This window comes from Acinetobacter sp. CIP 101966 (assembly GCF_000369725.1).
GTDB classification, from domain to species: domain Bacteria; phylum Pseudomonadota; class Gammaproteobacteria; order Pseudomonadales; family Moraxellaceae; genus Acinetobacter; species Acinetobacter lwoffii_Q.
The window spans coordinates 1-11,470 of record NZ_KB850171.1 but is presented as its reverse complement, the minus strand read 5'-3'; the positions used below and the strand labels follow the sequence as shown (position 1 = coordinate 11,470).

At 36.1% G+C, this 11,470-nt stretch carries 12 protein-coding genes; 6 read left to right on the top strand and 6 right to left on the bottom strand.

Features of this window, described 5'->3' with window-relative positions; genetic code table 11:
- Positions 1–440: 440 nt before the first annotated feature.
- Both F891_RS17010 and F891_RS17005 read right to left on the bottom strand, forming a co-directional pair.
- On the bottom strand, positions 441–761 hold the full coding sequence (locus tag F891_RS17010; RefSeq protein WP_024437329.1) for a hypothetical protein: 321 nt from the start codon (positions 759–761) through the stop codon (positions 441–443).
- 161 nt (positions 762–922) lie between these two features.
- Positions 923–2,011 carry a hypothetical protein gene (locus tag F891_RS17005; RefSeq protein ID WP_005265098.1) on the bottom strand — a complete coding sequence of 363 codons (1,089 nt, stop codon included), beginning with the start codon at positions 2,009–2,011 and terminating at the stop codon, positions 923–925.
- Positions 2,012–4,686: 2,675 nt separating this feature from the next.
- On the opposite strand from F891_RS17005, the gene F891_RS17000 reads away from it, so the two are divergent.
- Complete coding sequence (locus F891_RS17000; RefSeq protein WP_005265097.1) at positions 4,687–5,265, top strand: plasmid replication DNA-binding protein; 579 nt, start codon at positions 4,687–4,689, stop codon at positions 5,263–5,265.
- A gap of 12 nt (positions 5,266–5,277) precedes the next feature.
- Here F891_RS17000 and F891_RS16995 read toward each other — a convergent pair whose 3' ends face one another.
- Positions 5,278–5,532 carry a hypothetical protein gene (locus F891_RS16995; RefSeq protein ID WP_005265095.1) on the bottom strand — a complete coding sequence of 85 codons (255 nt, stop codon included), beginning with the start codon at positions 5,530–5,532 and terminating at the stop codon, positions 5,278–5,280.
- Between the two features lie 282 nt (positions 5,533–5,814).
- Positions 5,815–6,165, bottom strand: coding sequence for a DUF3147 family protein (locus F891_RS16990; protein WP_005265094.1), 351 nt, complete (start codon positions 6,163–6,165; stop codon positions 5,815–5,817).
- 190 nt (positions 6,166–6,355) lie between these two features.
- Between F891_RS16990 and F891_RS16985 the strand changes: the two genes are divergently transcribed.
- From F891_RS16985 to F891_RS16965, 5 genes are all read left to right on the top strand, one after another.
- Entirely contained in the window at positions 6,356–7,282 is a 927-nt protein-coding gene (locus tag F891_RS16985; RefSeq protein WP_005265093.1) for a chromate resistance protein ChrB domain-containing protein, read from the top strand.
- Positions 7,279–8,628, top strand: a complete 1,350-nt coding sequence (gene chrA, locus F891_RS16980; RefSeq protein ID WP_004644748.1) for a chromate efflux transporter — start codon at positions 7,279–7,281, stop codon at positions 8,626–8,628. Before F891_RS16985 ends, chrA begins: the two co-directional genes overlap by 4 nt.
- A 257-nt stretch (positions 8,629–8,885) precedes the next feature.
- The gene (locus F891_RS16975; protein ID WP_005265092.1) at positions 8,886–9,368 is read left to right on the top strand and encodes a hypothetical protein; all 483 of its coding nucleotides are present in this window, start codon (positions 8,886–8,888) and stop codon (positions 9,366–9,368) included.
- A gap of 249 nt (positions 9,369–9,617) precedes the next feature.
- Positions 9,618–9,905 (top strand): BrnT family toxin, encoded by a 288-nt coding sequence (locus tag F891_RS16970; protein ID WP_005265091.1) that lies wholly within the window; start codon positions 9,618–9,620, stop codon positions 9,903–9,905.
- Complete coding sequence (locus F891_RS16965) at positions 9,892–10,206, top strand: BrnA antitoxin family protein (RefSeq protein ID WP_005265090.1); 315 nt, start codon at positions 9,892–9,894, stop codon at positions 10,204–10,206. The genes F891_RS16970 and F891_RS16965 overlap by 14 nt, the downstream gene beginning before the upstream one ends.
- Before the next feature lie 24 nt (positions 10,207–10,230).
- Here the strand turns inward: F891_RS16965 and F891_RS16960 are convergent, their stop codons facing one another.
- Positions 10,231–10,761, bottom strand: coding sequence for a hypothetical protein (locus tag F891_RS16960; RefSeq protein WP_228129169.1), 531 nt, complete (start codon positions 10,759–10,761; stop codon positions 10,231–10,233).
- Positions 10,754–11,194, bottom strand: coding sequence for a hypothetical protein (locus tag F891_RS16955; RefSeq protein WP_005265088.1), 441 nt, complete (start codon positions 11,192–11,194; stop codon positions 10,754–10,756). Before F891_RS16955 ends, F891_RS16960 begins: the two co-directional genes overlap by 8 nt.
- Positions 11,195–11,470: the final 276 nt, after the last annotated feature.

Sequence of the window (11,470 nt, the reverse complement as noted above, 5' to 3'; positions counted from 1 at the left end):
TGACCAGCTACCACAACAAAATAAGGTAGCTTAACTAGAGCAGAATATCACTTATAAATAAGCTTTTAGTTGTTCAAACAAGTGGGACCACCTCTTACTTAGTAAAGTAATAGATAATTTTCATCGTAAAACATTAATAAAATTTAATCACTTAAAAAATTTTACCTAAATGAAATGCTCTTTATTTAACATAAAATCTCTTATTCGAAATTTGAACTGTAAGCACCAAATAAAAAAATCTAGTGCATAGAACTGGGTTTTTATTGTCACGTATAAATCTAAGACTTGTTTTAATCGTTGCTAATAGGATGTTTCACGGCTTCTAAATCATTGATTTTAGGTTAAGGATTTTTGCTGTCATGACGTTACTTTGGGGTGTACTCCAAGTTTACATAATGTTCTTACACGAAATTAGAAGTCACTTCATTGATTGATAAAATTTATTGAATTTTTAAATCAATGCCGTAAAGGTTATTTATATCTTTTGCCGCATCAGGATCTCCATTCCTAGCCGCAATAATGAGCCAATATATTGCGCGGTGATGTATATCAAGATTTCTAAATGTCATAGCCAAGTCATATTGCGCTATATATCCCCACTCTGAAGCATACTCTTCAGCCTCATATGCACATTTTGTCGCAATCTCCATATGGCCGGCCCTTCTAGATAGGGACGCGGCATTCAACCAAACAGACCCGGGGTATTTAATAGCCATACCTACAGGTTTTTTACTATTTTTTTCAATAGGTAAGTCAGTCATTTTCTAACCAAATAAAATCTTAAAGAAAAGACAATACAAGAACACAAAAAAAATGTAAACATATGATTTTAAAAAAAAATATTAAAAAAATATTAAAAAAATAATAACTAAATCGTTATGAAAATATTTAATTTTTAGAAATAGAATCATAACACCACGGATCACTGCAAAACATCTAAAAACAGTTCATCCGACTTATCCTGAATATCTTGGTTAAGCTGATTTCTTCGGGAAATCTCACGCTCAATATAATCATCAATATCGTGATTTGAATTTGCTGATTGAATCACTGCAAGCGGTATCTCAATTCCATGTTCATCCCAAGCATTGCGCCGATCAATGTACTCATCAAGATTGGTAGCGTATGTTTCCAGTCGTGGTAGATAGGTCAAATGTGGCGGATTGATGTCAATTTGTTGCCATGTTTTTTTTAGTTTTCGCTTTAAAAACCGTTGGCCAAAATGCAAAAGCTGTCCTGTTTGTTGACGGTTTGCCTTAAATACTGCCCACCGCTCAAGCATTGAGAAATAGGCCTTTAACTCTGCTCTATTACGCTCTGCTGCATCATTCCGTTTTTGGCTAATCAGTTTATTAACGATGTCCACCAATCTTTTTTTCATAACTTCGAAAGAGGCTTTAGAGTAACGCCATGACCAAGCGTATGACCGAATTCGGTCCTTAAATTCCTTATCGTCTTTTTGAGCAAGCTGCTTATAGCTCTTATGATCAGTCCTCACTAGCTCGAAAACCATGTGCTGTGTGGCTTTGAAGCAAATTGGATCATTCAAGATAAATTGTAAATTTTCATTGTCACTAAAGTACTTTTGAATCGCTGTAATTTCAGCATCAATAGTTGGCTTAATCCAATTAAAATCTTTAAATTTTTCTTGTAATTTACTGATTTTATCGCGATCTTTTATCTTAGTAATTTTAGAAACGGTCACACCATTTTGTAAATTAAAATCACGACTTTTTGGGGTCGTAAACAATAAATGTAAATTCCATAAATTCGGATTAAAAACCTCACGCTGCAAGATCAAAGTACAAATCGGCAGGCCTTTTTCCAGTCGATAAGTCCGTTGTCTTGGAGTTTGATTGAGGTCATATCTAGCCGTTAATTTCTCAAGTAAATCATCAATACTTTTTTGACTGCTATCAAAACTAAAATGGGTATAAAAATATGCCCCATTTGCTACGTGGTCAGCTAACCGTTGAAGTGTATATTTTCCATTTGGACTAAAGACAATCATTTTAAACTTTGTAATCTAGGGTTTTTAGTAAAAGTAACCCATTTTTTGTGCAAAATAAACGTTGTAATGTAGTAAAAGAAAAATAAGGCTTTTAAAACTTTTTGGGCATAGCCCTGCCATACGAAGTATGGCCTTAAAATTGGTTTTTCCGGGATACTTGTAATTGGGTAAATAGTAGTTCCTACAAAATCAGATAGACGGTACTTATTTTATGTTTTATGCTCATTTCATCATTGAATGAAGTGCGCCTGACCAGTGCATTAAAACCGACCTTTTAGACCGTGTTTTAGTGTGCTAAAGGCACACTAAAACTTTGATTTTTTAAACTGCTCATACTCGTTGACCTAACCAGTCAGAGAGTACCTGACGAAGCGGACTGCTGGAGAAATTTAGCTCGGTACGCTTTGATGGGAGCTGGTGAGATGAAATACTCACCTTCGATCCAATCCAATATCTATTCTTGGCTTAGGCTAGGAGTTGGGCGACAAGGAAACGGAATCACGGTGACGTGGCGCATGGGTAGTAATAGCCATGCTAGGTATTTTGATACTGAAATCCTGTTTTGAAGAAATGGTTAGGTGCATTCAGGATGAAAGCCCCGTTAATAGCCACCGTTCCAGATTGATGCACGAGTTATGTTGGTCTGGTTCGTGACACACACGATGGATTTTGAGCCAACTGAGAAGTTGGAGGGTTACAAGTCGAAAGATGGCGTAACTGGCACTCGATGAAAGTCGAGGTCAATTGATAGCTCAAACGTGTAAATGCGAGAGTGCGACTCGCTATGTGTATTGTATGTGCTTTACCCTCAGTAATGACGATCTAATTTTGTAAGCGATTTTTTGGAACTGCGAATCGTGAAGAATGGAAAAAATCAGGTGGTCTAGAGGATAGGCGTTCTGCAAATTAAAGCTTCAATAACTAACTTGGGAAGCACAGCACCGTATGCTGCATGAATTGGTTAAATGCAGATGTTAAACGGTGAAGTGTGGGAGCGATCTTGAGTAGCGCATATAAAGCGACTTTTGTCGTGGAAATTGTATTCTTGCTTGCAAGAGTAAAAACCATAGCTACCGTGCCAGAAATGGTCTGTTAAGGGAATCGTGGTTTTGCGAAAAAGTGATGTTGGGATGCGTAGAGGTACGCATTGAGTAAGTGCTTATGTCATGGTAACAGTGGCATAAGTCAAGAAAAATCAAAAGGTTAAAGGGGAGTTTGGTCACTCTCTGCTGCGCAAGTTGGTCGCTTGAGCTAAACTAAATTTGATGACATACAGATTTTCAACTGTTTGAATTATTTGAATATTTAAGAAATCTGGAACTTAATTCGTTGTAGAAACCACTTCGACCATCGGAAGATGGCAAGGAAGTCTATGCAGGGTCAGATGTGTGCAAAGCTAATCGGATGACCTGTTTTAAGCAAAGCTTTTTTAAGTTGGATTATAATTTTTGAAAATATTTATTTGTTAGAAAACAATTAGTTGTAATAACTTAAAATTCGATGGTTTACCATTTTTTTTGATAAAAAAGGCGTTCAGGGTTCAACTTGGCATGTTGAACTGCGTTAAATTGCGTGAACTCTACGTTAGTGAGATATGCACCCATCCCCGATCTAAGCCAAAGATCAAAGGGGAATGGGATGTCTACTGGAAAACTGAAGAAGTACTTCTAATTCACAATCAATATCTCTGTTTCTCTCTCATTTGCGATTTAAGCTATTTAGTCTTTAGAAGGTACCTTCTAACGAAAAAGTAGTTAACAGAGCTATAACCCCTTATTTTTCGCACTTAAATAACACTTTTAATAAGATCAAAGAAATTAGAAAATACTAGAGTTTATTATATCAATTATATCAAATGCTCTCACTCTCTCAAGATCCCCACAGCCGTCGCTTCGCTTTGGGCTGATGGTGAACGTTGAGAGAGTTTCGGCAATACTCTCCCTAAGGGCGGTCACTTAGAAAAATGACACATCCCTTAAGTATTGCCGATTTACCAGTCGGGCTGACGGAGCCACGCATCGGTCGTATCCGCACATAGTTTTGCTGACTATGCAGACAAGGACTAAAGGTCTTGCACCTTCCCCCACGCGCTCCTTGTCGAAGTATGGCAGTATCTCAGCGAGGGTTTCCCCAACATGCAACTTAACCAACCTATACAACTACTCTCAACGCCCCGTTTATGTGAGATTCCCCTGTAACGGTTCCGCCTTTCGACGATCGCTACGATGCACCAGTGACACTTATTCCCTCCACATGCACCGCATGCCAACCATAAAATGGGCACGCAGAAGCAGGCAAAGCTCGATCTGGGATACTTATTTGATGAAAAAAAACACTTTATTAACGAAGACTTATCATTTTAGGCTTGATATTACTGCACATAACAGTGAAAATAGAGTTCAGGTACAAGCCTTGTGTGAAATCATAACGGTCGCCAAACCTTATGATCTTCGTTAGGAGATGTTCCACCATCAACTAACTGCGTACCGACGAATTTAAAGCCCTGTGCGACGAAAGTCAAGCAGGGCTTTTTCGTTTTTAAAAATAAAAATATTAAATATTATATATTTGCGGTATATGGTGTAGTTCCTAATATTGGCTAACTCTCTCACAAAATATATGCTGATACTTATATGATTTACGTCAAAACATAATAAACAGGACTTGTAAGCTAAATGGCGAAACTATCACTGAGCGAAGTATCTAAGCGTTTTAATATCGATAGATCGACAATCTACAGAGCTGTAAAAAATGGACGCTTGTCTCGTACTGGTGATGGTCAATTTGATCTTGCCGAAGTAATTCGATGCTTCGGTGAACCACAACAGGTATCACAGCCGGCTAATGAAGCTCCTAAACAAAGCAGTGATGCAGCTACGCAAAAACTTATCACTCATTTAGAAAACGAAGTCAAAAAATACCAGGAACGTGAAGAACGTTTGATGCAGCAAATTGATCGGATGCAGACTCTGATTGAATTAAAAAGTGTCGCACCTGCCACGGCAGCACAACACTCCGACACTACAGCATGCGACACCCAAATACCACAGTATGCGACAGCAGATCAAAATACTGAAAACAATAAAATTTTAACCAAAAATATGGTGGAAAATGTTGCAGTGCAACACCCTGACGCTATAGCGAGCGACACCCAAACGCCACAGCATGCGACGTTGCAAAGTGTAGCAGTGCCACAACCCAAAAAACGGAGTTTATTTGGACGCGTATTGAATGCTGTATTCAATGAAGATTAAGAGTTCTATACTTTAAAAATCATCTGATGTCTTTTTTTTGATCTTCACTGTACCTCGCTTCGGCAGACGCTTAGAAATTTCTAAGTTACGATACAGTTGTTTAATCATCACAGGCTCACTATTCGGAGCCTTACACACTACGGTATCGTTTGTGACATAGACTACAGGTCCATTACTAGCTCTTGCAATAAAGGTCTCCGTGAGCACTCGACCTGCCTCTTTAGCAATAACGCGCTCCTCCTCATCCATCTTCTTTATCTCATCCATATCTCAACCTTCTTAAGAATAAAGTTTTATTATTCTCACTATTTAACTTAAATATGAACCTTTTTGTTTAATTGAATTGTTCATGTGGACTACACAAACCCGTGAAACATTGGTCAAAGAATAGGCGTGGAACGTGAAAAATCATAAAAAAAGCCCGAACAGGGATGTTCGGGCTATCAACTAGGAACTACAGCGTTGAATTTTCAAGAGAATTATAACGCATTTCGTATAAGGTGTATTATGTTAATTTTAGAAAAACTAACATTCATGCCCCTAGTTCATTTACAGCAAATCAATACCGAAATGGTGCAATATAGCTGACCATGCAAGAAAAAGAAGAATGGTCATTACGCAGCAAATGGCTAGAGATAGCCAAAATCCATAACGCTGATAAAGTATTGGGAATGCTAAAAACATAGGTAATGTCGGTACTACATACCAAAAGGTATACCAAGCATGATTTGAAATTTTCTGCGGGTCTTGATTCTCAAGTTTCATCCATATCAGCACAAGTATCGTTACGATAGGCAAGGCTGCAATCAATCCGACTAGACGGTCACTACGTTTAGCAACTTCTGAAATAAGTATGACCATTCCAGCAGTTAGAGCGTACTTAGCAATAAGCCAGACCATGTGCATTTCCTAGATGAATAGATTTATAAAGTTCTATTTTACAAACTGCTAAGTTATAAGCATCTGTTGAATTCACTATTAAAGGATAGAAAAATCTTTTATGACTTTTACATATATTCTTATTAAAGGAAAACCATTTTTAACCTTATAAATTTGTTATAAGATAAACAAAATTTGTTGAGTTTATAACATGAAATTATCATTACTTGTATCATCACTGCCCAGTCAAAGCACAACTGCAAGAATGCGAATTTGGCGTTCATTAAAGTCGAATGGTGCAGCAACGTTGAGAGATGGTGTTTACCTCTTACCCGAAGCACATTCTGAAAAATTCGAGTCTGTTGTTCATGATCATCTTAATGAACATGGGCATGCCTATATCTTTCAGACTGAACCTCCTGCACATTTAGACCTTGCTCAACTTTTCGACAGGACTGGAGAATATGAAGAACTGAGAACTGAAATTTCACAAATACAAAATACGCTTGAGGAAAATAAGAAAAAAGAACATCTCAAACAGATTCGAAAATTAAGAAAAAACCTCAATTCACTGATAGAAATAGATTTTTTCCCAAATACTCATCAAAGCAAAACACTGAATGAACTCACCCGATTAGAACAAGTTATTGCCCGGTTAGGTGAATACGATGAACCCAATAATTTTGAACAGCAATTAAAAGTCCTATGCAAGCAAGATTTTCAAAATAAAATCTGGGCAACCAGAAAGCGTCCTTGGGTTGACCGTTTGGCATCGGCATGGATTATTCAGAAATTTGTAGACCCTCAGGCAAAATTTATTTGGTTAGAGCATCCCAATGATTGCCCCAAAGATACCTTAGGTTTTGATTTTGATGATGCCCAATTTACCCATATCAATCATCTAGTCACTTTTGAAGTGTTAATGCATAGCTTTGAATTACAAAACCTTGCTTTAAATAAAATCGCTGAAATTGTTCATTTTTTAGATGTTGGGGGAAATGAGCCTGCCGAAGCCTTAGGCATTGAAAAAATCTTGCAAGGCTTAAGAAGCACGATCACAGATGATGATCAATTACTCCATCTTTCAAACCATATTTTTGATGGCTTATATGCAGACTTTCAAAGGAATTTAACATGAATAATAAGCCATCTTTAATAGATGAAACAGAAATTGAATCTATCAGCTTTTGGCAAGCATTCAAATTTTGGTTAAAACTGGGATTCATTAGCTTTGGTGGCCCTGCCGGGCAAATCGCTGTTATGCACCAAGAGTTAGTTGAAGAAAAAAAATGGATTTCAGAACAGCGTTTTATGCACGCATTGAATTATTGCATGCTCTTACCCGGCCCCGAAGCTCAACAACTTGCAACTTATATTGGCTGGTTAATGCATAAAACCAAAGGTGGCATCGTTGCAGGGGTTTTATTTGTTCTACCTTCTCTTTTTATCCTCATTGGGCTGTCTTGGGTCTATGTGAAATATGGCGACGTCCCGATCATTGCCGGTTTGTTTTATGGCATTAAGCCCGCAGTTGCCGCAATTGTATTTCATGCCACGTATCGTATTGGCAGTCGTTCATTAAAGAATAAATTTCTATGGGCGATTGCAGTTATCGCTTTTCTTGCAATATTTATTTTTAATATTCCTTTCCCTTTAATCGTTTTATGTGCAGCGATATCGGGTTATTTGGTCGGTAAAAAGTATCCTGATTTATTTAAGCTAAATGCACATCAGTCCAGTCAAAAATCCTATGGACGTGCAATTATTGATGATGATACCCCTACACCTGAACATGCTGTTTTTAAATGGTCTCATCTGATCAAAATAACTGTAATTTCAGCACTTTTATGGGCAATTCCACTCATCTCTTTAACAGCAGTTTTGGGATGGAGTCATTCTTATACTCAACTGGCTTGGTTCTTTACTAAAGCTGCACTTCTGACATTTGGTGGTGCTTATGCTGTTCTGCCTTACGTTTATCAAGGCGCTGTCGGTTTTTATCACTGGCTCACCCCAACTCAAATGATCGATGGTTTAGCCCTAGGTGAAAGTACTCCCGGCCCATTGATCATGGTGGTGGCTTTTGTCGGCTTCTTAGCAGCTTATAACCATTCGCTGTTGGGTGCTGAACATCAATTTATTGCAGGTGCATTAGGTGCAATCATCGTCACGTGGTTTACTTTTATTTTCTCATTTTTCTTTATCTTAGCCGGAGCACCTGTTATAGAGTCCACACACAATCAAATTAAATTTACTGCCCCTTTAACCGCCATTACCGCTGCCGTGGTGGGCGTAATTTTAAATTTGGCACTCTTTTTATGTTACCACGTGCTTTGGCCACAGGGTTTTGAAGGGAATTTTGATTATATCTCTGCCATTATTGCAATTTTAGCTGTAGTCGCATTATTTAAATTTAATCAAAGTGTGCTCAGAGTCATCATCGGTTCTGCTTTAGTGGGTTTAACGATTAAAATTTTACTATAAAGAATGAACACTAGAGGTATGGATAAAAAATCTATGCTTCTGTTGACACGATTCAAGGTATCTTCTTTCATATAAAAAATTAAAGAATATTCCACTAAATCACTCCCCATTTAACATAATAGAGGTTATACGAAATAAAAAAACCTAGGTACTGGCCTAGGTTTTAAATTTAAAAAATTTATAAAAATTAAGGATATAGTCTCAATTTTTCAACTTCGTATAACGTGTATTATGTTAATTTTAGGAAAACTTAAAAAATGAAGAAATTACAAATCATCTTTTCAGTAATTTTAGTCATAGTAATTTTATGGGGCATACAATGGATGTTTCATGGTTTTCCAGTAAAACCTTCAAATATTAATAATTCAAAACCTACTGGAGATATAGAATCCAACTTAAATAAGTTCTTAACTGACCCAGCTTTATCACGAATAATACAAAGTTGTATTCCTCTTTATAATGCTGATTTCAGAAGACTGAATCCTCAACTTAAAAATTTACCTGATTTAATTACGGCTGATTATTTTAAGAAAAATCAATTAATAAAAACTAATCCTCATACAAGAAAACATGAAGCTAACTTATCTACTGTAAATATTATTAATGAATTTTTTACTGTTTTAGATAGTCCAATGAGTGATCCAAAAATGCTACAAGGATGTTTCGGAAATTATGGTTATACACTTCATGATATGAGAAGAATTAAGAAAAATTTTAGCAATTTTGCAAACTCAAATTAATTAAACACCCCGCCATTTAACATAATGGTGGTTATACGAAGTACACTTGTATATTAATTTAAATATCAGTAACTTATTAAAATCAAAAAAATCTCGAAATGACCCAAAAGCCGATTTTGAAACAAGTCGGCTTTTTTATGAGCATTTTTGATAGTTCTTGCCAATAAATCTGACTAAAAATTACGCTTTTCAACTTGAGTGATACAATTTTGTGATACATTATTGTATATACAAATTTGAATGTTTTTTATGGAACAGTATTTCGAATGGGATGAGGCAAAGAATCGAAAGAATCAGAAAAAACATGATGTCTCTTTCGAAACTGCAAGCCTTGTTTTTGAAGATCCATTACGGATCTCAATCCAAGACAGACATACCGATGGTGAAGAACGTTGGCAAACCATCGGAAAAGTAAAAGGCGTACTAATGTTATTGGTGGCTCACACCATTTTTGATGAAGATGACTGTGAAATCATACGAATCATTAGTGCAAGGCAAGTCACTAAAGCGGAGCGAAATAAATATGAGCATGGTTAGATACTCACGCAAAGAGCTGAATGAGAAATTTAGTGAGAAGCAAGATGCTGAAATTCAACGCTTGCTTGCTAAAGGCACGGTTCCTGATGATCAGCTAGATCTATCAGATATTTCTGAAATTACAGACTGGAGCAATGCTGCACGCCATAATCAGTTCTACCGTCCAGTGAAGCAACAGACTTCCATTCGTTTAGATGCTGATGTGCTTGCTTGGTTCAAAGCACAAGGGAAGGGTTATCAAACACGTATGAATGAAATCTTACGAGATGCTATGCTAAAAGAATTAAAAAATCATCAATAAAAATGGGAGCTTAAGCTCCCATTTTTATTGATGACTATCATTATTACTTTCATCATTTACTGAACAATTTCGCCTTAAAACTTTAGCACTACTTTTAGCTCTAGCTAGATCAATTAACATTTTTATATTAGGAATCAATGTAGCCAATAGAGCATAGACTTGAGCCAATGTTAATAGATAAATATATAGCAATAAGGCTTGTCGTAAATAATCTTTATATCCTTGAAAAAATGGAATATTTTTTATCAATGCTATAATTGGCATTGATGCGATCATAATAATCAAAGTAAAAGTAACAATTATCAAGCTAGATATTAATTTTTCAAAAACAGCTGTTGCTTCTATATCTTTCGAATTATTTACATGGAAAATAGCTTTCAAATCTTTAGGATAAATAACAGCTATCCATGCACCTAAGATTGCAAAAATAATAGCTGCTGTATCTTTCAAGCTATCAAAAATATCACTTAAGTCTTGGTAAGGTACATCCTTGCCAAAAAACCAAATAATAGGTAGAAAGATTATAAATGCTAGGAAGAATATAACTTTATCCATTTTCTTCACTTGAATTTTCATCCAGTTTTAAGATATCTGGAGTAATTAAGTCTAACCAATCCACTAGATTTTGTGATTTAAAGATTGAGTTTTTATCTCTATCTAAAGGACAATCAAACGTTGTATTAGCAAGACTGCTGCTTAACCAATGAATAGTTGAAGTGTCACCTTGTAAAGAGAACCCTAAATCATCCCACTTCGTTAAGTTAGTTTGTCCTTCCCACTCTTTAATTAATTTTTCAAATTCTTTTTTACTTTGAAATGTTCTTTCTGATTCTAATCTGAACTTAATATCGACATCATTGCTTGCGCTCTGAGTAAAACCAAACATTCGATTAACCAAACCTACTTTAGGAATTTTTACTAAATCTTTGACAGAAATTTTATTGTGCTGATGGATTTTCCTCACTCTCTGCCAACTATTTAACAACATTTCAATTTTTCCAGAATTTCGGACTAATTTACTTTCAAACCTACCATACAGATGATTATATTTAGCCTCTGGATCTTTAGGATCTTTCCAATGATCAACTACTCTTTCACCTTTTTCATTTAAAGAAGAAAAAGCATAGCGGCTCCATTTAGAAAAAAAATCCTTTAAGTATTTATGTAAATCAGAGGTGGATCAGGAAATTTGAACAACACTTATAAGTGATATTTTGCTCCCCAAATGATGTTATAAACATCAATATATGGAGTATTTTATGAC

Excerpts from the sequence above, each read along its gene's own strand:
- F891_RS17010 (WP_024437329.1), bottom strand. The coding sequence starts at position 761 with ATGACTGACTTACCTATTGAAAAAAATAGTAAAAAACCTGTAGGTATG.
- F891_RS17005 (WP_005265098.1), bottom strand. The coding sequence starts at position 2,011 with ATGATTGTCTTTAGTCCAAATGGAAAATATACACTTCAACGGTTAGCT.
- F891_RS17000 (WP_005265097.1), top strand. The coding sequence starts at position 4,687 with ATGGCGAAACTATCACTGAGCGAAGTATCTAAGCGTTTTAATATCGAT.
- F891_RS16995 (WP_005265095.1), bottom strand. The coding sequence starts at position 5,532 with ATGGATGAGATAAAGAAGATGGATGAGGAGGAGCGCGTTATTGCTAAA.
- F891_RS16990 (WP_005265094.1), bottom strand. The coding sequence starts at position 6,165 with ATGGTCTGGCTTATTGCTAAGTACGCTCTAACTGCTGGAATGGTCATA.
- F891_RS16985 (WP_005265093.1), top strand. The coding sequence starts at position 6,356 with ATGAAATTATCATTACTTGTATCATCACTGCCCAGTCAAAGCACAACT.
- chrA (WP_004644748.1), top strand. The coding sequence starts at position 7,279 with ATGAATAATAAGCCATCTTTAATAGATGAAACAGAAATTGAATCTATC.
- F891_RS16975 (WP_005265092.1), top strand. The coding sequence starts at position 8,886 with ATGAAGAAATTACAAATCATCTTTTCAGTAATTTTAGTCATAGTAATT.
- F891_RS16970 (WP_005265091.1), top strand. The coding sequence starts at position 9,618 with ATGGAACAGTATTTCGAATGGGATGAGGCAAAGAATCGAAAGAATCAG.
- F891_RS16965 (WP_005265090.1), top strand. The coding sequence starts at position 9,892 with ATGAGCATGGTTAGATACTCACGCAAAGAGCTGAATGAGAAATTTAGT.
- F891_RS16960 (WP_228129169.1), bottom strand. The coding sequence starts at position 10,761 with ATGGATAAAGTTATATTCTTCCTAGCATTTATAATCTTTCTACCTATT.
- F891_RS16955 (WP_005265088.1), bottom strand. The coding sequence starts at position 11,194 with ATGTTGTTAAATAGTTGGCAGAGAGTGAGGAAAATCCATCAGCACAAT.